This is a genomic window from Pseudodesulfovibrio mercurii, assembly GCF_000189295.2.
Lineage (GTDB): Bacteria > Desulfobacterota > Desulfovibrionia > Desulfovibrionales > Desulfovibrionaceae > Pseudodesulfovibrio > Pseudodesulfovibrio mercurii.
Window position 1 is genome coordinate 732,641 of sequence record NC_016803.1, and the last position, 24,854, is coordinate 757,494.

The 24,854-nt window shown below is 65.8% G+C and carries 26 protein-coding genes and 1 tRNA gene; 16 read left to right on the forward strand and 11 right to left on the reverse strand.

Translation table 11 applies throughout. The features are described 5' to 3' along the window. Nucleotides 1-40 precede the first annotated feature (40 nt). Nucleotides 41-889, reverse strand: a complete 849-nt coding sequence (locus tag DND132_RS17505) for a TIM44-like domain-containing protein (protein ID WP_014321320.1) — start codon at nt 887-889, stop codon at nt 41-43. 35 nt (nt 890-924) lie between these two features. Continuing rightward, nucleotides 925-1,323 carry a response regulator gene (locus tag DND132_RS03460; RefSeq protein WP_014321321.1) on the reverse strand — a complete coding sequence of 133 codons (399 nt, stop codon included), beginning with the start codon at nt 1,321-1,323 and terminating at the stop codon, nt 925-927. Between the two features lie 188 nt (nt 1,324-1,511). On the opposite strand from DND132_RS03460, the gene DND132_RS03465 reads away from it, so the two are divergent. The 3 genes from DND132_RS03465 (at nt 1,512) to DND132_RS03475 (ending at nt 3,620) form a co-directional block, all read left to right on the forward strand. After that, a complete protein-coding gene (locus DND132_RS03465) occupies nt 1,512-1,841 on the forward strand; it encodes an SHOCT domain-containing protein (protein ID WP_014321322.1) in 330 nt (109 codons plus the stop codon). Between the two features lie 2 nt (nt 1,842-1,843). Next, nucleotides 1,844-2,626 carry an HD domain-containing protein gene (locus DND132_RS03470; RefSeq protein WP_014321323.1) on the forward strand — a complete coding sequence of 261 codons (783 nt, stop codon included), beginning with the start codon at nt 1,844-1,846 and terminating at the stop codon, nt 2,624-2,626. Nucleotides 2,627-2,717: 91 nt separating this feature from the next. Continuing rightward, a complete protein-coding gene (locus DND132_RS03475; RefSeq protein ID WP_014321324.1) occupies nt 2,718-3,620 on the forward strand; it encodes an NAD(P)/FAD-dependent oxidoreductase in 903 nt (300 codons plus the stop codon). Between the two features lie 10 nt (nt 3,621-3,630). Here the strand turns inward: DND132_RS03475 and DND132_RS03480 are convergent, their stop codons facing one another. After that, on the reverse strand, nt 3,631-4,260 hold the full coding sequence (locus DND132_RS03480) for a PilZ domain-containing protein (RefSeq protein ID WP_014321325.1): 630 nt from the start codon (nt 4,258-4,260) through the stop codon (nt 3,631-3,633). A 66-nt stretch (nt 4,261-4,326) separates the two neighbouring features. Here DND132_RS03480 and DND132_RS03485 point away from each other — a divergent pair, with 66 nt between their 5' ends. The 10 genes from DND132_RS03485 to DND132_RS03530 all read left to right on the forward strand — a co-directional run bounded on the left by DND132_RS03485 (nt 4,327) and on the right by DND132_RS03530 (nt 12,289). Continuing rightward, nucleotides 4,327-4,614, forward strand: coding sequence for a hypothetical protein (locus DND132_RS03485; protein ID WP_014321326.1), 288 nt, complete (start codon nt 4,327-4,329; stop codon nt 4,612-4,614). Nucleotides 4,615-4,741: 127 nt separating this feature from the next. Beyond that, a complete protein-coding gene (locus tag DND132_RS03490; RefSeq protein ID WP_014321327.1) occupies nt 4,742-5,482 on the forward strand; it encodes a cytochrome c3 family protein in 741 nt (246 codons plus the stop codon). Nucleotides 5,483-5,496: 14 nt separating this feature from the next. After that, entirely contained in the window at nt 5,497-6,702 is a 1,206-nt protein-coding gene (locus tag DND132_RS03495) for an electron transporter RnfC (RefSeq protein ID WP_014321328.1), read from the forward strand. Further along, nucleotides 6,696-7,676, forward strand: coding sequence for an RnfABCDGE type electron transport complex subunit D (locus DND132_RS03500; protein ID WP_014321329.1), 981 nt, complete (start codon nt 6,696-6,698; stop codon nt 7,674-7,676). The genes DND132_RS03495 and DND132_RS03500 overlap by 7 nt, the downstream gene beginning before the upstream one ends. Next, on the forward strand, nt 7,677-8,252 hold the full coding sequence (gene rnfG / locus DND132_RS03505; protein ID WP_014321330.1) for an RnfABCDGE type electron transport complex subunit G: 576 nt from the start codon (nt 7,677-7,679) through the stop codon (nt 8,250-8,252). A gap of 13 nt (nt 8,253-8,265) precedes the next feature. Further along, nucleotides 8,266-8,943 carry an electron transport complex subunit RsxE gene (gene rsxE, locus DND132_RS03510; protein WP_014321331.1) on the forward strand — a complete coding sequence of 226 codons (678 nt, stop codon included), beginning with the start codon at nt 8,266-8,268 and terminating at the stop codon, nt 8,941-8,943. A gap of 2 nt (nt 8,944-8,945) precedes the next feature. After that, nucleotides 8,946-9,443 carry a DUF2059 domain-containing protein gene (locus DND132_RS03515; protein ID WP_014321332.1) on the forward strand — a complete coding sequence of 166 codons (498 nt, stop codon included), beginning with the start codon at nt 8,946-8,948 and terminating at the stop codon, nt 9,441-9,443. A gap of 1 nt (nt 9,444) precedes the next feature. Beyond that, nucleotides 9,445-10,020, forward strand: a complete 576-nt coding sequence (locus tag DND132_RS03520) for an electron transport complex protein RnfA (RefSeq protein WP_014321333.1) — start codon at nt 9,445-9,447, stop codon at nt 10,018-10,020. Between the two features lie 12 nt (nt 10,021-10,032). Further along, nucleotides 10,033-12,135, forward strand: a complete 2,103-nt coding sequence (locus DND132_RS03525) for an FAD-dependent oxidoreductase (RefSeq protein WP_014321334.1) — start codon at nt 10,033-10,035, stop codon at nt 12,133-12,135. A gap of 77 nt (nt 12,136-12,212) precedes the next feature. Continuing rightward, nucleotides 12,213-12,289: transfer RNA gene (locus DND132_RS03530), tRNA-Val, on the forward strand. A 63-nt stretch (nt 12,290-12,352) separates the two neighbouring features. On the opposite strand, the gene DND132_RS03535 is transcribed toward DND132_RS03530, so the two are convergent. The 6 genes from DND132_RS03535 to DND132_RS03560 form a co-directional block, all read right to left on the reverse strand. Then, nucleotides 12,353-12,715 carry a SpoIIAA family protein gene (locus DND132_RS03535; RefSeq protein WP_014321335.1) on the reverse strand — a complete coding sequence of 121 codons (363 nt, stop codon included), beginning with the start codon at nt 12,713-12,715 and terminating at the stop codon, nt 12,353-12,355. Between the two features lie 75 nt (nt 12,716-12,790). Beyond that, nucleotides 12,791-15,067 carry a tetratricopeptide repeat protein gene (locus DND132_RS03540; RefSeq protein ID WP_014321336.1) on the reverse strand — a complete coding sequence of 759 codons (2,277 nt, stop codon included), beginning with the start codon at nt 15,065-15,067 and terminating at the stop codon, nt 12,791-12,793. 19 nt (nt 15,068-15,086) lie between these two features. Next, complete coding sequence (locus tag DND132_RS03545) at nt 15,087-15,596, reverse strand: QcrA and Rieske domain-containing protein (protein WP_014321337.1); 510 nt, start codon at nt 15,594-15,596, stop codon at nt 15,087-15,089. Next, nucleotides 15,593-16,900, reverse strand: a complete 1,308-nt coding sequence (locus DND132_RS03550) for a cytochrome b N-terminal domain-containing protein (RefSeq protein WP_014321338.1) — start codon at nt 16,898-16,900, stop codon at nt 15,593-15,595. Before DND132_RS03550 ends, DND132_RS03545 begins: the two co-directional genes overlap by 4 nt. Before the next feature lie 63 nt (nt 16,901-16,963). Then, nucleotides 16,964-17,944, reverse strand: a complete 981-nt coding sequence (locus tag DND132_RS03555; protein ID WP_014321339.1) for an HAD family hydrolase — start codon at nt 17,942-17,944, stop codon at nt 16,964-16,966. 83 nt (nt 17,945-18,027) lie between these two features. After that, nucleotides 18,028-19,674, reverse strand: coding sequence for an arylsulfatase (locus DND132_RS03560; protein ID WP_014321340.1), 1,647 nt, complete (start codon nt 19,672-19,674; stop codon nt 18,028-18,030). Between the two features lie 306 nt (nt 19,675-19,980). Between DND132_RS03560 and DND132_RS03565 the strand changes: the two genes are divergently transcribed. Beyond that, nucleotides 19,981-20,907 carry a LysR family transcriptional regulator gene (locus tag DND132_RS03565; RefSeq protein WP_014321341.1) on the forward strand — a complete coding sequence of 309 codons (927 nt, stop codon included), beginning with the start codon at nt 19,981-19,983 and terminating at the stop codon, nt 20,905-20,907. 19 nt (nt 20,908-20,926) lie between these two features. Here DND132_RS03565 and DND132_RS03570 read toward each other — a convergent pair whose 3' ends face one another. Then, nucleotides 20,927-21,751, reverse strand: a complete 825-nt coding sequence (locus DND132_RS03570; protein ID WP_041915684.1) for a hypothetical protein — start codon at nt 21,749-21,751, stop codon at nt 20,927-20,929. Between the two features lie 298 nt (nt 21,752-22,049). Further along, nucleotides 22,050-22,592 (reverse strand): hypothetical protein, encoded by a 543-nt coding sequence (locus tag DND132_RS03575; protein ID WP_148266934.1) that lies wholly within the window; start codon nt 22,590-22,592, stop codon nt 22,050-22,052. Between the two features lie 212 nt (nt 22,593-22,804). Between DND132_RS03575 and DND132_RS03580 the strand changes: the two genes are divergently transcribed. Further along, nucleotides 22,805-24,532: an aldehyde ferredoxin oxidoreductase family protein gene (locus tag DND132_RS03580; RefSeq protein ID WP_014321344.1), complete on the forward strand. Its 1,728-nt coding sequence runs from the start codon at nt 22,805-22,807 to the stop codon at nt 24,530-24,532. 93 nt (nt 24,533-24,625) lie between these two features. Beyond that, complete coding sequence (locus DND132_RS03585; RefSeq protein ID WP_014321345.1) at nt 24,626-24,853, forward strand: MoaD/ThiS family protein; 228 nt, start codon at nt 24,626-24,628, stop codon at nt 24,851-24,853. Nucleotide 24,854 lies beyond the last annotated feature (1 nt).

Below are 24,854 nucleotides of genomic sequence, written 5' to 3' on the forward strand. Positions count from 1 at the left end.
TTCCCTCCGGAATACGAAGGCCTCTCGAAGAGGCCGTGTTTTATTGGTCTATCGAATTGATCCTTTCCAGGACCCACAGTCCGCCGGGCGTGGTGTCGTCGCGGTCGAACTCCCAGACGGCGCGGTATCGGACCGGACGGCCCTCCTCGCCCACGCGCAACTGCGCGTCGTAGTGCACGGAGGCCGTGGTGCGGCCGTTGTCCGAATGCAGCTCCGTAAGCAGGGCCGAGACGAGCATGACCTCGGTGCGGGGGCGTTCCCCGGCGGCCACGGCATCGCTGTAGACCCCGTCGGACAGAAAGTCGCGGAGATCGTCGTAGTCTTCCTTGTCGCGGGCCTGCTGGAAGCGGGAAAAGAGGACCTTGGCCCCTTCCAGGAACTCGGCCTCGTCGAACCCGTCGGCGCGCAGGGACGAACCCGTGGGCGTCCCCGTGGGGGTCGTGGGCTCGGGCCGCTGGCCGGGTTCCCTGGAACCGAGCATGTCCCAGGTGCGGCGGGCCGCCTCGTGGCGGTCCATGGTCCGGGCCTCGGGCCGTTGGGCGGTGCCGTCGTCGGACCGTACGTCGGGCCGGGTCTCGCCGGAGCCGTCCTCGTCGCCGGGCTTGTCCGGGTAGTCGGGCCGGGACCAGCGACCGGGCCGGGTCCGGTCGTCGTCATTGCCGCCGGAACGACGCCGGAAGGCGCGGACCAGGAAATAGGCGATGAGCACCAGCAGGAGGATGTTCAGGATGGAGCCGGTGCGGCTCGGGGCCGCGGCCTGGGCAAGGGCCGGGGTGGCCGTGAGCAGGACCAGGACGGACGCGGTCAGCAGCCTGCCCAGGCAACGTGCCCGGCGGTGCGCCGAACGGCCGGACGCACCGGCCGCGATTGCATGGATGACGTTGTGCATGGGTGTTTCGTAAAACAAAGTCGGCGGACAGGCAATCAATCGATGAGCGCGAGGTTGCGCAGGATGGCGTAGAGGCTCTCCACCTCGATGGGTTTGGGCAGATAGGCCGCGGCCCCGCCCTTGTAGTAGGCCCGGACCACGGTCTTTGGGTCGTTCAGGGCGGTGATCATGATGACCTTGGCCTCGTCGGCGGCGGAAACGCCCGCCTCCTGCTCCATGGCCCGGATGTCCTTGAGGGCCTGGTGGCCGTCCTTGTTGGGCATCATGATGTCCATGCAGACCAGATCGTAGGGACGACCTTCGGCAATGGCCCGGCGGAAGGCGTCCACGCACTCCACGCCGTCGGAGGCCGTGTCGCATTCGCCGAAATCGGACAGCAGCGCGGTCAACAGCTTGCGGCTGGTGAATTCGTCTTCAACTATAAGAATACGCATTGATTCTCCTTATCGGAAACAAAAGTACACCACTCCAGGAAGGAAGACAACGGGCCGGGCAGACTTCGGACGCAATATATAACGCCTTCACATGCCGCCCGCCCGTACGGCCGGGACTTGCCCTGGAGGCGATTGCCACGTAGGAACAGGGCCACGGCGAACCACGCCGCCCCGGAGGAAACCTGATCATGGACCTTTCGCACATCCCCGCCCTGCTCGGCGGCTTCTTCGACTTCCTGGACAGCCCGCAGTGGCGCGCCTGGCCGTTCAACGCCGGGTACGGGGAACACATCCTGCCCGCCCTGGCCCGGCTGCTCTTCGTCACCCTGATCATGGGCGTGATCCTGCTCTTCCTCCGCCTGCTCTTCGGACCGGGCGGCCCCCTGCGCGACAAGGAACTCGACGAGGAGGCCCGCCGTGAGACCGAACGGGAGCGCGCCGAGCTCAAGGAGCAGTTCGACAAGGGCGAAATCTCCGAGATGGAATACAAGGCCCGGCTGAAGCGCCTCGAGGATTGATCATGTCGCTGGCCACCCACACGCAACTGGTCCGGGAATTCGCCGAGAGCCACCTCACCGGCGAGGAGAACAACGACTACCACATCCGCCTGAAGCTCGACCACACCATGCGGGTCCTGGACAACGGCCTGGCCATCGTCGCGGACGAGCGGATCACCGGGCGCACCGGGGAACTGGCGGCCATGGCCGCCCTGTACCACGACATCGGCCGGTTCCCGCAGTTCACCCGCTACCGGACCTTCAAGGATGCGGACTCCGTGAACCACGGGCGCATGGGCGTGCTGACCCTGCGCCGCCTGGACCTGCCCGGCGGGTTCACGACCGAGGAATGGCGCCTGATCCGGGCCGCCGTGGGGCTGCACAACGTGAAGGACCTCAACCCGGCCCTGACCAACCCTCTGGCCGCCATGGTCAACGTCACCCGCGACGCGGACAAGATCGACATCTTCACCGTGATCCTGGACTACCTGGCCAGCCCTCGATCCCCGGACCGGGTGGTCCTGCTGCAACTCGAGGAAGACCCAGCGCGCTACACCCCGGCCGTCATGGACGCGGTCCTGTCCGGCGGGTCCTGCGACTATTCCCTGCTGCGCTTCGAAAAGGACTTCCTGCTGCTCATGACCGGCTGGCTCTTCTCCCTGACCTACGCAACCTCGGCCCGACTGCTCCTCGAACGCGGCCTGGTGGCCCGGACCTTCGGCATGCTGCCCTCGACCCCCGAGGTGGAGGCCCTGGAGGCCAAGGTCATGGACCACCTGCGCGCCCGGGGCGCGGTCCGGTCCTGACGACCCCGTCCGGGGACGACGCTTTACATCCTCCGGCGAGTGCTTATTATTTCCGGTAACGCACTCTCATCCGAACACAGGAGGACCCCTCATGTCCGATACACTCTACGACGTCGTCATTCTCGGCTCCGGCCCCGGCGGCCTGCAGGCCGCCATCCACGCCTCGCGCAGGAAGGCCAAAACCCTCATGCTCGGCCGCATAGACAACTCCAGCCTGTACTGGGCCCACGTTGAGAACTACTGCTGCCAGATCAAGATATCCGGCGAGGAAATCCTGAAGAAGGGCCGCGAACAGGCCGAGAGCTTCGGGACCGAATTCCGCAACGAGGACGTCCTGGCCATCGAGCCGGACGGCAGGCTCTTCTCCCTCAAGCTCGAATCCGGCGACGCGGTCCGGGCCAAGACCATCATTCTGGCCACCGGGTCCAGCCGCAACAAGCTGGGCGTGCCCGGCGAAAAGGCGCTGCTCGGCAAGGGCGTGAGCTACTGCGTGGACTGCGACGCGGGCTTCTACAGAAACGAGGTGGTGGCCGTGGCCGGGTGCCGCAGCGCCGCCGCGGGCGGGGCCGTGGCCCTGACCCACTTCGCCAGCGAGGTGCACCTCTATTGCCAGGAGCTGGACGTCAACGAGGGACTGCGCAGGCAACTCGCCGAGACCGGCGTGCACGTCCACGAGGGCGTGTCCATCCAGGAGATCCGGGGGGAGAACGCGGTCGAATCCGTGCTCCTGGACGACGGCTCCACCCAGGCCGTCAGCGGCGTGTTCATCGAACTGGGCGCCAAGGGCGTGCTGGAGCTGACCGCCATGCTCGGCGTGCGGCTGGACGAGAACATGAAGTACATCGAGGCGGACAAGAAGCAGCGCACCAACGTGGAGGGCGTCTACGCCGCGGGCGACATCTGCGGGCCGCCCCTCCAGATGGCCAAGGCCGTGGGCGAGGGCTGCGTGGCGGGCATCGAAGCCGCCACCTACGCCAAGAAGCTCGAAGCCTAGACCGAAACGGCTAGGTTCCCGGGATGCGGCAGCAGACCTGGGCCTCGATGAAACCGGATATCCGCTTGCGGGCATCCGGTTCGTCGTTGTTGAAGCGCAGGACCGCGTAGTGGGCGTGGTTCCGCATGAAGGTCTTGACCACGGTGCAGCCCACGCCGATGCCCTCCCCGGCCATGTCGAAGGGATGGAAGGTCAGGCGCACGCGCCCGCCCTTTTCCGCCGGGCAGCCGTCCGGGCCGTCGTCCACGAAACGAACGCGGGCGCAGCTGTCGGACATGTCCTCCAGAACCCCCCGGACGGCCCCCTTCCCGTTGGCCACGAAGGCCGGGAAGGTGCAGCAACAGCGCGGTTCGCAACGCTCCTCGGCGTCGAAGACCCTCTGGGGGGCGGCCAGTTCGAACAGGGTGCCCGGCGTGTCCAGGGTTTGCAGGACGCGGGTGGTAAAGCCGAGCAGCCTGCCGTCGTAGGCGTAGCGGACCAAGGCGAAGGTGTCGGTGGCAAGGCGCTTGACGACCGCGTCGGGCACGTCGGCGAAGACCGTCAGGCGGCCGTCCTCGCCGAGCCCGGCGACCAGCCCGAGGAAGCGGTCCTCAAAGGTGGAAACCTCCAGAATGATGCTGTCTCCCACGGCGATGTCCATGCCGACCTCCCCCTATGCTTGCGGTAAACTATGGCCTTTCGGACCGCAATTATATATACGCCTTGCATGCTCAAAACGCTCGGAATGATCGCCTGGATCGGATGCCTGATGACCCTGGCCTGGCAGGGCGCGGCCTGGGCCGTGACCGGGTCCTGGCCCTCCATAACCCTCATGACCGTGCTCGGCAAACTGCTCGGCATGGACCTGCTGACCCTGGCCGGGAACCTCCCCCTGGACGTGGCCGCCAAGGCGGCATACGTGCTCGTGACCACGGAAGTGGCTGTTTTCCTGTGGTGGTCCGGAGTGGCCCTGTTTGGTCTGATGTTCGCCCTCGGCCTCCTTGGCCGAAAGTAAATTCTGCATAATCCCGATTCTTCCGGACGACGCTCGTCGTAACCCGAAAACCCCTTTAGGGTATGGACTAAACCCCACGGTTTCAGCTACAAGTTTGTATTCCGCTCTAACCCATGAGGTCGCTCCATTGCAGAAACGGTATCTTCCCATCGCCATCGTGACCGGCATCCTCTTTCTTGTCGCCGCAGGCGGCTATCTGGCCCCTGCCGGCTCCGAGGGACCGCCCGTGCGCGTGCTCCTGGAGAACAAGGGGGGCAAGGTCATCCTGAACCATGCGCAACACATCGGCGACATGGACGGCCGATGCGTCGACTGCCACCACACCTCGGACGCGGACCGGGATCCGGTCGCCTGCTCCACCTGCCACGTGGCCAAGTTCGACGAGAACTTCAAGGTCGCGCACCAGGACGCCATGGACGAAAAACAGTGCGGGGCCTGCCACCACGCCGGGGCGACCATCGCCAGGTTCAACCACGACGAGCACGCCGAGAACTACGCCTCCGGCGACTGCCTCTCCTGCCACCACGGCAAGGACATCGAGCCCGAACCCCAGGCCTGCTCCAACTGCCACAAGGACGGAGCCGAATCCCGGCCGAGCCTGCGCGACGCGGCCCACGCCCGGTGCGCGGACTGCCACGACGACTTCTACAAGGAAGGGGCCGTGGGCTGCACCCGCTGCCACGAGCGCAAGGCCGAACCGGCCGACCAGACGGACTACCAGGCCTGCGCCGACTGCCACACCGGGACCGTGGACAGGCTGATCCCCACCACCATGACGGCCTACCACGACCAGTGCCGGGGCTGCCACGAAAAGAACGGCAGCGGCCCGTTCAGCGACGACGCCTGCTACCAATGCCATATGAAATAAGGGACCGAAGCACCATGAGCGATTTCAACTTCAGCCTGCTGTGCGGCGAGACCGGGCCTTTGACCACGGCCTCCCGGCCCGACATGCTGCGCCTTCCCATGGAGGGCATGACCCCGGTCCTGGCCGTGGGCGAGCAGGTCCTGGCGGGCGCCAGGGTGGCCGTAGGCAACGGCCCGGACAAGGGCGACCTGCACGCCCCCCTGGCCGGAACCATCCTTGAACTGGAGCCCCACTCCATGCTCATCGAGGCGGACGCCGGGGGCAGGACCGAACCCGTCTCCCCCTGCGCCGAGGGCGGCGAGCCGCTCAGGCGTTGGCTCAAATCCATGGGCGTGGACGTGGGCCTGATGTACAAGGCCCCCACCCTGATCATCAACGCGGTTCCGCCCGAGCCCGGCATCTCGGTCTACGAGCCCCTGCTGCGCGACTACCGCAAGACCCTGCAACTGGGCCTGGACACGGTCCAGAAGGTCGTCGAGCCGGGCAGGATGTTTCTGGTGGCGGCCAAGGGCAACCAATCCACGGCCTTTGCCAACTGCACCGTGGTCCACGTCACCCCGGTCTACCCCAACGGGCTCGACCCCCTGGTCTTCAAGGCGGTCCTCAAGGAGGAGGTCCTGCCCGGCTCCCGGCCGGACAAGGCCACCATCCTGTCGGTCAAGGACCTGTACGCCGTGGGCCGGGTCATGGAGACGGGCCGTCCCGTGACCGAGACGCCCATGACCATCGGCGGGCAAAACCTGCTGGTCCGCGTGGGCACGCCCGTGGGCTTCCTGGCCGTCGAGGCCGGGGCCCGGCTCCAGCCCGGCGACCGCGCCGTCCTGGGCGGCCCCCTGCGCGGCCTGGCCGCGGTCAACCTGGAACAGGGCGTGGACAAGGACACCAGCGGCCTGACCCTCATGCGCCAAGACGCCAGCCTCGAGACCACGGACAACTTCTGCCTGGGTTGCGGGGCATGCGAGCGCCACTGTCCGGCCCGGATCATGCCCGGCATGATCAGCCGATGCGCCGAATTCAAGCAGTTCCAGCGGGCCGAGGCCTACCACATCCACTCCTGCATGGAGTGCGGCCTGTGCGGCTACTGGTGCACGGCAAGGCGCCCGCTGCTGCAATACATCCGCCTGGCCAAGTACGAGCTGGCCCTGCTGGCCGGCGCCCACGCCCCGACCGGGCCCACGGACGAAGAACTCAAGGAGCGGACAGGAGACTCGCAATGCTGAAGCCGCTGAATCCCATCCTGACCGTGGCCGTCGCGCCCCACGTGCACTGCGGACGGACCATCCGGCGCCACATGATCGACACCCTCGTCGCGCTCTTGCCCGCGGCCCTCATGGCCGTGGTCGTCTTCGGCATGGGGGCGCTCAGGGTCATGGCCCTGTCCTGCGCCGTGGCCGTGACCACCGAGGCCCTGCTCAACCGGATCATGAAACGCGAACAGTCCGTGGACGACTACAGCGCCCCGGTCACCGGCCTGCTCTTCGCCTTCCTGCTCCCGGCCTCAAGCCCGTGGTGGCTGGTGACCATCGGGTCGTCCGCCTCCATCACCCTGGGCAAGATGATTTTCGGCGGCCTGGGCGGCAGCCCGCTCTGCCCGCCCCTGGTAGGCTGGGCCATGTGCCGCATCTCCTGGGGGAGCTGGATGGACACCAACGCGACCATGCTCTCCTCCCAGCTGGCCGCGCCCCTGCAACAGCTCAAGTATTTCGGCGTGGAGTCCATCGCCTCCATCCACTACCAGGACCTGTTCCTGGGCAACCAGCTCGGCGGCCTGGGGGCCGTCCACGTGGGCGCCCTGCTGGTGGGCGCCGCCTACCTCCTGCTGCGTGGGCACATCTCCTGGGAGATCCCGGCCGGGTTCCTCGGCGGACTGCTGCTGACGGCCTGGATCTACCGCTTCATGGACCCCGCGGCCTACGCCCCGCCCCTGTTCCACCTGCTGGCGGGCGGCGCGGTCTTCGGAGCCTTCTTCCTGGCCACGGACCCGTCGTCCAGCCCCATCGGCAGGCTGCCCGACGTGATCTTCGGGCTCATGGCCGGGGCCATGGTCATCGTCATCCGGGTGTACGGCACGTACCCCGACGGCGTGCCTTTCGCCATCCTCCTGGCCAACCTGTTCACCCCGCTTCTGGACCGCATCCGGCCCCGCCCCTTCGGCGGCCCCTACTCCTTCCTAAACGGCAGGGAGGGCGCATAGATGAAGGATATGATCAAGATGGTCCTGGTCCTGTCGCTCATCTGCGGGCTGTCCGGACTGACCCTGGCCTCGGTGCGCCACGCCACCTCCGCGCGCATCGAGGAGCAGGTCATGACCTACGTGCAGGGCCCGGCCCTGAAGGACATCTTCTCGAACTACGACAACAACCCGATCAAGGACCGCAAGACCTTCGACCTGCCGACCGGGACAGTGACCGTGTTCCCGGCCATGAAGGACGGCAAGCTCCTGGGCGTGGCGCTGGAGACCTTCGGCAAGGGGTTCGGCGGCCCGGTGGGCATCATGGTCGGCTTCAACACCGACGGCAGCGAGTTGGTCGGCATCGGCACGACCACCCTCAAGGAGACGCCCGGCCTGGGCATGCGCCTGACCGAGCCGGACTACCGCGACCAGTTCCGGGGCCACAGCACCAAGTCCGTGGAGCTGACCAAGAACGGCGGCGACATCGCGGCCATCGCCGGGGCGACCATCTCGTCCACGGGCAGCGTGGCCGCGGTCAACGAAGCGATCCGGATTTTCAACCAGATCAAGGACAAGATCCACGCCACGTGGTCCTGACAAGGAAAGCGCCATGAGCACATTGTGGAAGGAATTCTCCAAGGGACTGTGGACGGACCTGCCGCCGTTCAAACTGGTCCTGGGGCTGTGCCCCACCCTGGCCGTGACCAAGACGGCCTACAACGGCTTCGGTATGGGCGTGGCCGTCATCTTCGTCCTGGCCCTGTCCAACATGCTGGTCTCCATGCTCAGCCGGATCATCCCCTCCAAGGTGCGCATCGCCTGCTTCATCGTGGTGGCGGCCTCCCTGGTGGTCTGCGTCGAGCTGCTCATGCAGGCCTACGCCTACCCCCTGTACCAGCAGCTCGGCATCTTCGTGCCCCTCATCGTGGTCAACTGCATCATCCTGGGACGGGCCGAGGCCTTCGCCTCCAAGAACCCGGTGCTGCTGTCCATCGCCGACGGCCTGGGCATGGGGTTGGGCTACACCCTGTCGCTGACCTTCCTGGGCTCCCTGCGCGAGCTGTTCGGCTACGGGACCTGGTTCGGCATGCAGGTCATGGGCGGCTGGTTCAAACCCTTCGGCTTCATGGTCGAGGCGCCGGGCGCCTTTGTCTGCCTGGGCGTACTCCTGGCGGGGATGAACGCCCTGACCAATTGGCAACGGAAAACCAAGGGACTCGAGGCCATCCAGGGCCCGGTCCACGATTGTAAAACCTGCGGCATGTGTGCCAGCAAACCGAGGATGTAATCATGAAACGACTGCTCATATTCCCCCTGCTCCTTCTGACCCTGGCCCTGTGCGCCTCCCCGGCCCTGGCCGAACGGCCCACCGACCAGAGCCTGATGACCATGTTCGAGGCCTCCGGAACCGTGGATACCGTGCAGACGATGATGGCCAAGCTCCTTGCCGTGGCCCAGATCCAGCTGAAAAAGAAGCTGCCCAACCTGCCGGAAGAGGCGGGCCAGATCATCAACGAGGAAATGCACAACGCCGTGCAGAAGACCATGAACGACGTGCTCGCCAAACAGACGGCCTACTACGCCGAGCGTCTGACCCAGCAGGACGTGGACGACCTCATCGCCCTCTACGACACACCGGTCTGGAAGAAGCAGTTCGAGGTCACCCAGCAGTACGCCCGGGAGGAGTACGGCAAGATGCTGCGGGAGGACATCCCGAAAATGACCAACGACATGATGGCCCGCATCGCCACCCGCCTGAAGGAAGCCGGATACATCAAGGACAAGTAGCATGGATTACTTCGTACTCGTCATCGCCGCCATCTTCGTCAACAACATCGTGTTGGCGCAGTACCTGGGCAACTGCCCGTTCATCGGCACGTCCAAGAACTCGGGCGTGGCCATGGGCATGGGCATGGCCGTGGTCTTCGTGGCCACCATGGCCGCGGTCATCACCTGGTGCGTCCAGAAATTCCTGCTCACGCCCAACGACCTGGACTATCTCCAGACCATCGCCTTCATCCTGGTCATCGCCGCCCTGGTCCAGTTCGTGGAGATGTTCCTGAAAAAGGCCGTGCCGCCGCTGTACAAGTCGCTCGGCATCTTCCTGCCGCTGATCACGACCAACTGCGCGGTGCTCGGCATCGCCATCATCTGCCAGCGCGAGGAATACTCCCTGCTCGAGACCCTGATCTTCTCGGTGGCCTCGGGCGCGGGCTTCCTCCTCGCCCTGGTCCTGCTGGCGGGCATCCGCGAGCGGCTGGACCTGTCCAGGGTGCCCATGGCCATGCGCGGCACCCCGCTGGCCCTGATCATGGCGGGCCTCATGTCGCTGGCCTTCTTCGCCTTCAAGGGCATGGCCTCCTAGGAGTTTGACGCTATGATCACCGCTTCCGTACTGATCCTGCTCGGCATCGGCTTCACGTCCGCCGTCATCCTGGCCGTGGCCTCCAAGCTGCTCTACGTCTACGAGGACCCGCGCATCGCCCAGGTGGAAGGGGTGCTGGCCGGGGCCAACTGTGGCGGGTGCGGTTTCCCCGGCTGCTCCGGTGCGGCCCAGGGCGTGGTCGAGGGCAAGGCCGGGGCCACGGTCTGCGTCATCGGCGGCGACGCCGTGGCCGCCAAGGTGGCCGCCATCATGGGGCTGGAATTTTCCTCCATGGAAAAGCAGATCGCCTTTGTGGACTGCACCGGCGGCGTGCGCGCCGAGGAGGTCTACCGCTACGCCGGGGTCAAGGACTGCCGCGCCCAGCACATGCTCTACTCCGGCTCCAAGATGTGCCCCGAGGGATGCCTCGGCTTCGGCACCTGCGTCACGGCCTGCCAGTTCGGGGCCATCGAGATGGGCCCCAACGGCTATCCCGTGGTGGACCCCAACCTGTGCACGGCCTGCGGCGGCTGCGCCCAGGTCTGCCCGCGCGGCGTGATCACCATCTGGGGCATGACCGCGCGCATCACCCACCTGAACCTGGAGACCGACTGCCTGGCCCCGTGCCGCCAGCGCTGTCCGGGACAGATCAACATCCCCCGGTACATCGAACAGGTCTCGCACGGCGACTACGCCGGGGCGCTGGAGACCATCCGCGAGCGCATCCCCATGCCCCTGTCCATCGGCCGGGTCTGCCCCCACCCCTGCGAGGGTGTCTGCCGCCGCGGCAACGTGGACGAGCCTGTGGGCATCAACATGATCAAGCGGTTCGCGGCGGACTGGGAGATGAACTCCGGCGTCCGCCTGCCCATCACCTGCGCCCCGGACACCGGACGCAAGGTGGCCGTGGTCGGCGGCGGCCCGGCCGGGTTGTCCTGCGCCTTTTTCCTGCGCCGCCTGGGCCACCGCCCGACCATCTTCGAGTCCATGCCCAAGCTCGGCGGCCAGCTGCGCTACGGCATCCCGGAATACCGGCTGCCCAAGGCCGTGCTCGACTGGGAGATCCAGGGCATCCTGGACCTGGGCATCGACGTCAGATACGGGCAGTTCTTCGGCAAGGACTTTTCCCTGAACACCCTGCATGAGGACGGCTTCGAGGCCGTGTTCCTGGGCATCGGCGCGTGGATGAACCTGAACCTGCGCATCGACAACGAGGACGCCGAGGGCGTATCCACGGGCACCGAGTTCCTGACCAAGGTGGGCCTGGGCATCGACACCGGCACGGGCCGGAAGGTCGTGGTCGTGGGCGGCGGCAACACCGCCATCGACGCGGCCCGGACGAGCCTGCGCCTGGGCGCGGACGTGACCCTCATGTACCGCCGCACCCGGGACGAGATGCCCGCCAACATGGAGGAGATCGTCGGGGCCGAGGAGGAAGGCGTCAAATACCTCTTCCTGGCCGCACCCACGCGCATCGTCAAGGACGACGCGGGCCACGTGACCCACATCGAATACATCAAGATGGAGCTCGGCGAGCCCGACCAGTCCGGCCGCCGCCGTCCCGTGCCCATCGAGGGGTCCGAGACCCTGATCGAGGCGGACACCGTGTACACGGCCATCGGCCAGAAGCCCGAACTCTCCTGCCTGTACGAAAACGGCGTCTGCCAGCTGGAGGAGACGCGCTGGCGCACCCTGGCCGCCGATTCCGACACCCTGCGCACGGCCATGCCCAACGTCTTCACCGGCGGCGACATGCACACCGGCCCGGCCCTGGTCATCACCGCCCTGGGCGAAGGCCGCAAGGCGGCGCGGTCCATCCACCAGTACCTCAACGGCGAGACGCCCCACGTGGACGCCCGCACCCAGCGCGACCTGCTGCCCTACACCATGTTCACCGACGTGCCGGACGTGGGCTTCCGCGAGCGGTCCAAGATGCCCCACCTGGTGGAGTGCGACGAACGCGCCTGCACCTTCGACGAGATCGAGGGCGCCCTGAGCGAGGCCCAGGCCAAGCACGAGACCTGCCGCTGCCTGCGTTGCGGCCTGACCTGCTACAACCGGGACATGATCGACGGCCAGACCTGCACCAGCGGGGACTGTGTTAAAAATCAGTAAAAAAGGGTTGCAAAGCGCAGGACCAGGCGATATACAGTTTCTCCCTTGAGGCGATGTCCCCGAGGAAAGACCAAAGTGGGCGATTAACTCAGCTGGTCAGAGTGCCATCTTCACACGGTGGAAGTCACAGGTTCAAATCCCGTATCGCCCACCACTTTGACAGAAAAAACGGACGGTTGTCGCAAGCGTCCGTTTTTTTTCGCGTGAGCCTGGGCGCTCAGGCCACGATCCATTCCAGGGCCTGATCGAGCTTTTCCGGCGGATAGAGCTTGACCTCGCAGTCCATGAGCAGTTCGCCCAGGCGGACGCCCCAGCGGACCCAGTCCGGACCGCCGACTACGGCCAGCCTGCGGAAATCCTTGCGGTGGGCCAGGCCGAACTTGGCGTCGTCCCACATGGCCTTGAACTCCCACCCCTTGAAGTCCGCGTCCATGAACAGCAGGGCGTCGGCCTTGCCGCCATCCCCAATGGCCTTTTCCAGGGCCGGAATCCAAACGTCCCTGTAGTCCGCGTCCGTCAGCTTGTCCGTGGCCCTGACCGCGACCATGGTCGGCGTGGATTGTTCCATAACGGTGATCATGCGAATCCTCCTTGTTCGGATACGACGATTCAGGGGGAACATACCCCATTTGCGGAGTTTTGGGAATGTCCGGGGCTAGCGGCCGAGGTGCCGGAGCAGTTCCGTTGCGGCCGTATCGCCGGGCGAGCGCTCCAGGATGCGCAGGGCCAGGTCGCGGGCCTTGTCCGGCCTGCCCGAGGCCAGGTAGAAATTGGCCAGGGCCACGAAATAGGCCTGGTTGTGCGGTGCGGCATCGAGCGCCCTCTTCATGGCCGCCTCGGCCTCGACCGGCCGCTTCAGGGCGAGCAGGACCTGGCCGTAGTTGTACTGGGCGCGCGCGTTTTCCGGCAGGTGCTCGGCGGCCCGGCCCAGGTAGGTCTCGGCGTCCGTGTAGCGCCCCATCTCGGCCAGGAGCAGCCCCAGGGAATAGGCCACTTCATACAGGTCCGGGCGCTGCACCGTGACCTCGCGCAGGAGCCGTTCGGCCCGGACGTTGTCGCCCTGCCGGTTGTAGAGCATGGCCAGGTTGACCTTGGCCGGATAGAAATGGTCGTCGATGGCGATGGCCTTGCGGTAGTCGCGCTCGGCCGCCGGGTCGTCGCCCCGGTTGACCGCCAGGTTGCCCAGGTTGTAGCGCTGGGCCGCGAAGTCGGCGTTGTAGCGCAGGCTCTGCCGATAGTCCTCGAGGTCCGCGCGGAAGGCTTCGCGGTCCGCCTCGCGCAGGTCGGACTCGGGCAGGGAGCTGAGCAGGGCCGCGGCCTCCATGCGCACGCCCTTGACCGGGTCGTACAGCTTGGGCGCGATGCGCCTGAGCCGGGTCTCGGCGTCGAAATAGGCCAGGCTGCGGATGGCGGTGTAGCGGATCAGGGCATCCGCGTCCTCCAGCCCACGAGCCAGGGCCGCGCGGCTCGCCTCCGAGGGGTAGTCGCGCAGCAGCTCCAGGGCCGTGGCCCGGACGATGGACGGCGACAGACCGTCCCCGGCCAGCCGGATGAGCTCCCCTTCGGCCTCGGGCCGGCCGGCCCGCCCCGCCGCGATGACCGTGCCGTAGTGCGGCTTGCGCTTCTCGCCGTACCACTTGGTCACGGCCTGGACGTTCCACGCCAGGGACTTGTCGTCGTGGCACCCCTTGGCCGAGCAGGCGTTGGGCGTGCCCAGGGTCACACTCAGGTCCGGGCGCGGCACGCGCAGGCTGTGGTCGGCCCGCCGGTCGATGCCCATGTAGGTGCGCTCGGGCATGTGACAGCGGATGCACAGGTACCCTTCGCTCGGCTTGCCCTTGTCCTCCCTCTTGTGAAAATGGTGGCCCGGCGTGTCGTAGACCTCGGCCCGGTGGCACTGGGTGCACAGGTCGTTGCCCTCCTTGTGCCGCTTGAGGCCGTGCACGTCGTGGCAGTCGCCGCAGCGCACCCCGCGCGCGTACATCTTGCTCTGGACGAAGGAGCCGTAAACGTAGTCCTCGGCCTCGATCTGGCCGTCCGGGAAATACATGTCCCGGCCGAGAAGCTGCGGGACCATCAGGTCCAGAAGCTCGCCCTCCCCGTGCGAGTTGTCGCCCAGCTGGAAACGCCGCGCATGGCACGGGGCGCAGATGCGGACCTGTTCCTCGTTGCCGATGCCCGAGGTGCACACGGTCAGGGCGTAGTTCGGGACATCGGCCCGGGCCAGGGGCGGCAGGTCGGCCCAGGCCACGTGTCTGGAGCCCGGCCCGTGGCAGGCCTCGCAGCCCACGTCGATCTCGGCCCAGGTGGTGTGGTAGGCGTCGGCCTCGGGGTCGTACCCCTTGCGCACGCGGGTGGAGTGGCACTCCGCGCACATGACGTTCCAGGTCTGGCCGCCGTTGGTCCAGTGAAGCCAGTCGCCGGGCCCCTGCACGTCGTAGGGCGGGAGCCGGTACCAGGCCCTGCGCTCCACGTCCCAGGCGATGTTCAGGCATTGCAGCCTGCCGCCGGGGAACGGGACCAGATACTGTTGCAGGGGATAGACCCCGAAGGTGTAGGTGACCTCGAACTGGCCGGGCTTGCCGTCCGGTCCCTCGGTCTCGACGAAGAACCGTTTGTCGCGGCGGTAGAAACGCGAGACCACGCCGGAGTGGGGATCGGTGTAGGTCACGTTGTTGAAGTCGCCGAGCACCGTGTCCTCGGCGGCCGGTTCCATGGCCCGGTCGTGGTCGGAGCCACGCCACTTGTCGTAGGCCGCCTTGTGACATCGGGCGCAGGCCTCGGAGCCCACGAACCGGGCGGGTTCCTCCTGGGGGACGCCGGTGCGGGGCGGATGGAGATACAGGGCCGCCGCAGGAGAAAGCAGGATGAGCACGGCCGCGACCAGCGCGATGCGCTCCCAAACGGCCGATTCGTGAAATGGCGTGCTCATGGCGTTCCCCGTTCCCGTCCTAGAGCCGCACGGCCTGTTCCGCCCGGAAGCGGTCCCGGCGGCGGGGTGTGGCGCAGTCGACCTTGACCACGCCGTCCTCGATGCGCACGGCGAAGGTGTCCAGGGGCCGGGGCGCGGGGCCGGTCAGGACCTCGCCGGTCAGGCTGAAGGAGGAGCCGTGACAGGGGCAGACGAACAGGTGCTTGTCCTCGTCCCAGGGCACGGAACAGCCCAGGTGGGTGCAGGTCCGCGACAGGGCCAGGAACCCGCCGTCCGCCAGACGGGCCAGGTAGAACCGCCCCTGGGGCACGGGCGTGACCGTGCCGGGCTTGAACGAGGCGGCCTCGCCCACGGTGACGATGCGCTCCGCCGCTTCGGGCCGGTCGCGGTCCCGACGGGCGCCCAGGAAGGACACGCCGAGCCAGGCGAATTCGGCCAGGCCGGCCAGGCCGAGAAATATCCAGAGCCGGTTGAGGAAGGTCCGGCGGGTCGTCAGTCCCGCGCCGTTCTTTTGCTCCCACTTGCTCACGACAACCCTCCCGCTGCGGCCGCCCCCTGCGCCCAGGGCGCGACCAGATGCATCTCCGCGCCCCGGAACCAGACGCCGACCACGGTCAGGGCGGCCAGGGCGGCGAAGCCCAGGACCAGCCCGGCCATGACCGCCTCGGCCCGGGTGCAGCCAAGGACCCTGACCACCAGCCAGTACGCCCCGGCGGCCAGAACAAGCACGGCTGCCGTGGGGACCATCCCGCGCGTGACCAGGGTGTCCGTAAGCGGCGCGCCCGCCTGCGCAAGCGCGTTGTCCGCCAGGACCACGGCCAGGGCCAGACCAGCGCCCGTCAGGGCGGCGGCCAGGGCCAGCTCGCGCCCGCGCTCCGAGCCGAACCAGACCCCGCCGGGCAGAGCGCTGTCCGGCAGAAAGGGAACGAGCAGGAGCGTCACACCGGCCAAAAGCGGCCAGACAAAGACCGCGAACAAGGGATGGAGGTGCAGGAGCAACTCCTGGAACCCCTGGAAGTACCACGGGGCCTTGGTCGGGTTGGGGCTCATGCCCGGATTGGCCTGGGCCAGGAGCGGCGCGTTCCAGACCAGGGCCAGGAGCAGGACCAGGGCGATGAGGCCGAGCCCCACGGCGGCCTCGCGGGCCACCAGGTCCGGGACCACCGGCACGCGGCGCACGGGCTGGTCCCCTTCGGGCGCGCCGATGAGCCCGTGGGCCTTGCGCACCAGCCAGAAGTGCCAGACCAGCAGGACCAGCAGGCAGCCGGGAATGACGGCCACATGCAGGACGTGGAAGTTGGCCAGGGTGGCCGGGCCGATCTCCGCCCCGCCCCGGAAGAAAGTGCGCAGCCAGTCGCCGCACAGGGGGATGTAGCCGAGCATGGCCGTGGAGATGGTCACGGCCCAGTAGGCCAGCTGGTCCCAGGGCAGCAGGTAGCCGGTGAAGTTGGCGGCCAGGACGAGGAAGAGCAGAAACAGGCCGATGACCCAGTTCAGGCGGCGGCCCGGCCCGAAGGCCCCGGTCAGGACCACGCGCAGCAGGTGGAGCACGGCCACGACCACCAGCAGGTTGGCCCCGGCGTGGTGGATGTTGCGCACCCAGTAGCCCAGGGGGACCTCGCGGCCCAGGGTCTGGACCGAGGCGTAGGCCCCGCCCGGGGTCGGCTCATAGGCCAGGAGCAGGAGTACGCCGGTCAGGAAGAGCAGCCCGATCAGGGTCACGGCCATGCCGCCCAATCCAAAGCTCAGGGAGAACCGGATCGTGGACAGCGGCACGGTGCGGGGGTGCAGATGGAGGATGAGGTCGGTGATGGACTGTCTCGAGGGCCGCATGCGATATCCTTTGCCGGAGCGCCGCCCCCGCGACGCCCCGGTATGTTCCCGTGTCGGACGCCGCTACTTGGCGGCGGGGTAAATGGTCTTCCAGTCCTTTTTCATGTCCACCACGGTCCAGCCCGCCTGGGCGGCCGCGGCCAGGGCCTTCTCGGCCCCCTTGTCGTAGGCGAACTCGCGCTGGCCGTCCGTGTGGTGGACCAGCAGGGCAAAGCGCGCACCCTGTCCGGCGGTGGCGTACTGCAACATCTGCAGGTCCCCGTCGGAGTTGCCGAAGGCGGCCACGGGACGGCGGCCGATGTGCAGGTTGATGCCCACGGGCTTGCCTTCCTTGTCGTCAATGAAGTCCAGCTGGGCCTCACGGAGGATGGCCGGCTTGCCGTCGCGCAACTCGAACTTCGTCTTGATCGAGCTGCCCACCACCTGCTCGGGCGGGACGCCGTACACCTTCTCGGTCCAGGGGCGCATGAACTCGATGCCGCCGCCGGACACGATGAAGGTCTTGAAGCCGTTGGCCCGCATGTAGTCCAGCAGCTCGAGCATGGGCTGATAGACCATCCCGGTGAAGAGCATCTTGGTCTGCGGGTGCCGGGCCGTGGCGATCCACTCCCGGACCAGGGCCTCGAACTCGTCAGTGGTCATGCCCGCGTGGGTGGCCATGACCACTTCGAGCAGGGCCTTCATCCCGCCCTTCTCCACGCCCTTCATATCACCTTTGAGCAGCGATGCGAAGGGCTCCTGCGTCTTCCATTCCGGATGATCCGGAGCGAGCTGCCGGACCCGGTCCAGGGCGAAGAACAGCTGGGCGTAGAGGGGTTTTTCCGCCCACAGGGTGCCGTCGTTGTCGAAGGTCGCGATCCGCTCGGGGACCGGGATGAAATCCGGCCCGCCCTCAAGGGTGGTCCGGGTGACGAAATCCATGACCGCCCGTTTGGCCGGGCCGTCGTTCCAGGAAGGCAGCGGGTCCGCCGCAAGGGCCGGCAGGCCGAAGGCGATGACGAAAATCAGGATGAGCAGGCTGGAGGCATATCGACGCAGGCGCATTCTTTCTCTCCTTCGGGAATGGCCCGCCCCCGGAGGCCTGGGACCTCCGGGGGCGGGTGTTCATGGTGTATCCGGTACGCTCCCTAGTTGCCCGAGGGCAGGGTCAGGCTGATGCCGTCCTTCGCAAGGGAGTCGCGAATGTACTTGAAGTGCTGATACTTGGTCAGCGTAATGGGACCGGTGTAGGTCTCGCTCTGCAGCTTGCGCGGAGGATACTGCACGTAGGTCTTCATCAGTTCCTGGATCGCCGCGTTGATGGTCACCACGGTCCAGGTCCGTTCGGTGTAGTTGTTCATGAAGATGTCGTAGCGTTCCTGCGGATCCGCCCAGAGGTCGAAGATCTGCGGGATGGTAGCGACATACTTGCTCTGGCCCTTCCAACCGAGGTTGGAGTCCACGGCCAGTCCGCCGGTGGCCTGGCCGTTGTCGCCGCGCAGGTTGAACACGGCCTTGTAGTTGCCGACGCGGGCCGCGCCGGGGGTCAGCTCGTCCTCGGTGAAGTAGAACCAGCTGGTGCGGGCGCACTTGCCCTTGCCGAACAGGACCGGGGACATGTCATAGCTGTCGAAGATGATCGGCTCTCCGGCACGGTCCTTGGCGGGCAGCTTCACGCCCGCGACGGAGGCGAAGGTGGCCATGAAGTCCAGGCCGCCGACGATGTCGCTGTTGCGCACGCCGGCCTTGATCTTGCCGGGCATCCAGGCGATGGCGGGAACGCGGTTGCCGCCTTCACGCACGGTGCCCTTGGTGCCGCGGAACGGGGTGTAGCCCGCATCGGGGTACACGTCCTGCCAGGCGCCGTTGTCCGTGGTCCAGAAGACCAGGGTGTTCTTGTCCAGGCCGAGCTTGCGCAGCTTGTCCATGATGCGGCCGACACGGGTGTCGAGCTCGACGATGGAGTCCGCATACTTGGACTTGGACATCGACTTGTGCTCGAACTCCGGGGCCGGCATGTTCGGCTGGTGAACCTTCATGAAGTTCACGTTGATGAAGAAGGGCTTGCCCTCCTTGGCGTCCTTGGCGCCCTGCTCCAGGAACTCCAGGGCCGCCTTTTCCACGTAGCTGTCCAGGAAGGGAATGCCGACCACGCCCTTTTCCGGGGTGTTCACGTATTCGCCGTTGACCGTCCAGTCCTGCTTGGCCTTTTCCCCGGCCTTGCCGGACAGGGAGCCCTTGGTCACCTTCTGGAACATTTCCCGCAGCTTGGGATCCATGTCCGGGAACCACTTGGGATCGCCGTAGGTGTAGGCGTTGAGGTGGTAGAGGAAGCAGTACTTCATGTCGTCGTAGCCCTGGGCGTTGGGCAGGGCGTAGTCGTCCTCGCCCAGGTGCCACTTGCCGGTGAAGTAGGTGGCGTAGCCGGCCTGTTTGAGGACCGAGGCCAGCGTCCACTCGGCCGCGGGCAGGCCGCCGCCCTGGCCCTGGAAGGCCACGGTGGTCATGCCGCTGCGGTTGGGGATGCGCCCGGTCTGCATGGCGGCCCGGCCCGGCGTGCAGCTGGGCTGGGCGTAGAACGAGAAGAAGGTCATGCCCTCGTCCGCCAGTTTGTCGAAGTTGGGCGTGGGCATGCCGCGCCCCTCGCCGCCGCCGTACACGCCGAGATCGCCGAAACCGGTGTCGTCGGACACGATCAGGACGATGTTCGGCCTGCTCGCCGCCGAGGCGATGACGGCCAGGCACAGGATCAATGCGGCCGCAATGGCCGGGACATACAAAATCCGTCGTTTCATGAGTGGAACCCTCCTCTGGGTTATACCGCCATCCTGGGCGATGGTAATGGACCTGCCGTTTGAACACCACACCAAACTGCGGACCCAGCAGCTCGGCCTTTCCATCCGCCCGTCCTTGCATATCGACCCGCTCATAAAGCTGGTCTATTCTATTTCCTAGGCAGCCCTCCAGAATTTGTCCAATGCAATTTAATTACATTCCGATAATATTTTGTTATCAGAAATGGAAATGTAACACACCAGAAGGTATTCCGCCCAACCGCCACGGGACGACCCGCTCATCAAACTCCATTAAAAATCAAAATCATGAACATCACTCTCAGACACATCGAACAAATCGACGCCCTGGCCAAGCACGGCAATTTCCGTCTGGCCGCCGAAAAGCTCTGCATCTCCCAACCGGCCCTGTCCCGCTCCATCCTCACCCTGGAGGACAAGCTCGGAGTCCGGCTGTTCGACCGCTTGCGGGGCAAGCTGCTGCCGACCCGCTATGGCGCCCTGATCCTCCAGCGTGGAGAAAGGCTGCTCAACGACATCGACCTGCTGCACCGCGACATCGCCCTGCTCAAGGGAGGCGAGAAAGGCGAGATCAACGTGGGCTGCGGACCGTTTCCGGCCGAACTCCTGGCGGGCGATGCCATCGGCCGGTTCAACAAATTGTTTCCGAAGATGACGGTCAAGCTGACCGTGGACTATGCGCCGAGGCTGACCGAGTTGTTGCGCAAACGCGTGCTCGATTTCTTCGTGGGCGAATCCCAGGAGGTGAAGGACGTGCCCGAATTCGAGATCGTCGGTCTGCCTCCGGAGGAGCTGTTCTACTGCGTCCGCAAGGGCCATCCGCTGGCCGCCCTGGAGAACCCGACCCCCGAGGACTTCAACGCCTATCCCCTGGCGGCCATGTGGACGCCGGAACGCATCCTGAACCTGTTTAGCAAACTCCTCGGGCGCGAGATCCGGTCATTGGAGGACTTCGGCACGGGTCTGATCCAGTGCGACAGCGCCACCACCCTGCTGCGGATGGTGGCCAGCAGCGACGCCTTCACCATGACCACCCGTCAGGTACTCAACAAATTGTCGTCAAAGGACGAACTGTACCTGTCCCCCAAGCCGAGACTGGACCTGTGGACAGACTACTCCATCGTCCGCCTGAGCGGCTGCTCCGTCTTCGACGCGCTGCAAACGTTGCAGGACGTATTCCTGGACGTGGCCGAGGAACTGAAGGAACGGGACTGACCGCCGCCCGGCTCCCGGCCTAGTTCCCGAACAGCGGCTCCTTGATCAGCGAATCGATGACCGGGGTGAGCTGGATGCGGAACATGGCCTGCTGGCCGAAGTCGTCGGGCTTGACCACGGAGTATTCGAACCCGGCCTTGATGTTCACCGGCGAGCCGCCCATGCGCACGGTCTTGCCCACGAACAGCCCCACGGGCACGGTCCAGCGATTGCCTTCGGACGCGGTGTGGTCATAGGTGATGGTCGGGTTCATGCCGATCTGCCAGGCGTCGGGCAGATTGAAGGTCAGCACGTACAGCAGACTGCCCCTGTTCAGATCGGGTTTCCTTCCCTGCCCGGCCGAGGCCACCTTCCAGAAATAGTTGGGAAAGAGCGCGGCGGTGAACAACTTGTTCTTGTAGCCGAGCACGACCGCCGGACCCAACCCCCACTGATCCTCGCCCAGGACGTCGTCCGTTGCCGTGGGCAGAAGGGCCACGGGTCCGGCCCCGATTATCAGGTTCGACCCCGTCACGGTTTCCGGGGGGGAATACAGGACCGGCAGCTGGATGTCCCCTATGCCGCCCACCTGGCGCGTGTCGCCCCCGCTCGTGGGCACGGGCTGGCTGAAGACGATGGGCACCACGGGCCGGGTGACCAGCTTGGCCTGGTTGTCGCCGGTCCCGTAGAGCGGGATGGGCATAATCGGCTGGAAATTCACCCCGACCCCGTACTTGGGACCGTCCTCGACCTCGGTGCCGTTGAAGAACTGCAACGGGTGAATGTCGAAATTGAGCGCCCACAGGCTGCCCAGGGGGTTGGCGAGCTTGGCTCCGGCCTCGGCCAGGGCGTTGGTATCCGGCACCGAGGCTGCCGCACCGCCCTCCGCCCGGACCGGTCCGGCGAGGCAGACCGATACGGCCAGCCAGACGACAAAAACAAAGGTGGAGCACGCGATTGCACGCGCTCCACCCGGTCCGCTCCAAACAGGCAAGAAGGTCTTCATCAACGGCCCTCCCTCGGCATCCATGCGATTGATAACCAAAAATTTACTTCATTAGCTAAAAGTATCCTTTTTGTTATCGCAAAATGTCAAGGAAATAATGGGCGGACGATACGGGGCCGTCGATGAACCCGAAAACGGGTCGCGGACCGGGCCGGGATCAGGCGAAGATCACCCGGATGGACACGTCGCCCGTCATGGTCTCGAGCCTGGCCAGGAATCCCTCGGCATCCAGCCCGTCGGCCGAGAGGATCTGCGCCTTCCGGTCGCGCAGGAACTCGGCCAGCACCCCGGCGTCCACCAGAATGCCCCGGGCCAGCAGCCCCCGTCCGGTCTCCGCGGCCAGGGTGCTGAAGACCTTCATGGACACCCGGGCCGGTGACGCCTGGGCGCGGGAATGATCCTTGATCTCGATCCCGCTGCGGAAGCTCTTGTAGAAGTTGTCCCTGCCCATGACGATACCGACCAGGCCGGGCATGGCGCTGCCCAGGCCCATGCGGTCCCCGTCCTTGATGTAGGTTCGGTCCAGGTCGTCCACCGGGCTGTTGTTCAAGAATATGGTCCGCACCGTGGAGTCGATGAATCCGTCGTCGAAACCGAGGGCATCATGCAAAAAACCGCGCACGGACGTCCCGGAAACGCCGTCCAGCGCGAATCCCTTCTGGAGAATATAATTCCAACCCCAGGCGGCCTCCGCAACCATCGAAAGTTCCATACAACCGGGCTTACTGATCAATTTCATTTTTGCCTTCCCGCATGTATTGTACTGAAATCGAACATTATGTCGACACCAACATAGTATATTGTTTTTTTTGACATTAATTTTGAAAACAGGGTATGAGGAGACAGTTAGTCCGTTTATCGACAACGCGTCAAGCCATACGCTCAATATCAAAAAAAGCAGAGGGTGAATCAATGTCAAGAATTCTGAGAATCAACTGTCGGACGAAGGAATACACCTTTGAGGATGACGGCCCCTACGCCGGGCTCGGCGGTCGCGCCCTGACTTCCAGGGTGATCAACAAAGAGGTCCCGGCCACCTGTCATCCCCTGTCGGCCGAGAACAAGCTGGTCTTCGCCACCGGCCTGATGGGCGGCTCCACCGCGGCCAACTCCGGCCGTCTGTCCGTGGGCGCCAAGTCCCCCCTGACCGGCGGCATCAAGGAGTCCAACTCCGGCGGCCTGTTCGCCCACAAGATGCCCAAGATGGGCCTCAAGGCCATCATCCTCGAAGACAAGCCCGCCGAAGACGCGCCCTTCTCCACCCTGTTCATCACCGAGGACAAGGTTGAATTTCGCGATGCCACCGACATCGTCGGCATGGACAACTATCCCGCCCATGACAAGCTCCTGGCCCAGTACGGCGACAAGCTCGTCGCGGCCATGATCGGACCCGCCGGCGAGACCCTGCGCAAGGCCGCCACCATCCAGTTCACCGATCCGTACAAGCGGCCCGCCCGCTCTGCCGGTCGCGGCGGCACCGGCGCCGTTCTCGGCTCCAAGAAGATCAAGGCCATCGTCCTCGACCCCGAGGTCAACGAGAAGGTCTCGGCCGCCGACGCGGACGCCTTCAAGGAAGCCCGGACCACCTGGGTCTCCATCCTCAAGGGCCATCCGGTCACCTCCCAGGGCCTGCCCGCCTACGGCACCAACGTCCTGGTCAACATCATCAACGAGGCGGGCGCCATGCCCACCAAGAACTTCCGCTACGGCCAGTGCGAGCACGCCGCCGAGATCTCCGGCGAGAAGATCGCCGACCTGATCAAGGAACGCGGCGGCAAGACCACCGAAGGCTGCCATACCGGCTGCATCATCCAGTGCTCCCAGCAGTACAACGACGCCAACGGCAACTACGTGACCTCCGGCTTTGAGTACGAGACCGTCTGGGCCCTGGGCGCCAACTCCCTGATCAAGGACATCGACGACATCGCCCTCATGGACCGCATCTGCGACGAAAAGGGCATGGACACCATCGAGATCGGCAACACCGTGGCCGTGGCCATGGACGGCGGCATCATCCCCTGGGGTGACGGCAAGGCCGCCATCGAGCTGCTCAAGAAGGTCGGCACCAACGATCCCCTGGGCATGATCATCGGCAACGGCGTGGACTTCGCCGGCGGCGCCTTCGGCGTGGAGCGCCTGCCCACCGTCAAGGGCCAGTCCATGCCCGCCTACGACCCGCGTGCGGTCAAGGGCGTCGGCGTGACCTACGCCACCACCCCCATGGGCGCTGACCACACCGCCGGTTACGGCGTCACCGCCAACTGCCTGGGCGTGGGCGGCTCCATCGACGGCCACAAGAAGGAAGGCAACGTCGAGCTGTCCAAGAACCTCCAGGTTGCCACCGCGGCCATCGACTCCATGGGCTTCTGCCTGTTCGTGGCCTTCGCGGTCCTGGATTCCGACAACGGCGTCCAGACCATGGCCGACCTGGTCCAGTCCTGGACCGGCAACAGCTTCTCCGTGGACGACCTGGTCGCCCTGGGCGCTGGTGCCCTGAAGGACGAACTGGACTTCAACGAGCGCGCCGGCTTCTCCAAGATCGACGACCAGCTGCCCCGCTTCTTCGAGACCGATCCCCTGCCGCCTCACAACGTCATCTGGGATTACACCGTGGAAGAACTCCAGGACGCCAAGGTCTAAGCAGCGCATCAAACGGAACGACAAGGGCCGGGGCATGTTCCCCGGCCCCTTTTTATGGTTGACCCACGTACCCCAACCGCCTAGGTTCAAATCATGGGAATAGAACTCAAATGCTTTGCCACCCTGAGGGATTACCTGCCTGAAAACAGCGACGACTATCCCGTTGAACCGGGCGAGACCATCCGCTCCCTGGTGGCCAAACTCGGCATCCCGGAGAAGGACGTGACCATCATGTTCATCAACTCCCGGTTCTCCAAACTGGACAACGAGATCAAGGACGGCGACCGCGTCGGGCTGTTCCCCCCGGTGGGCGGAGGCTAGT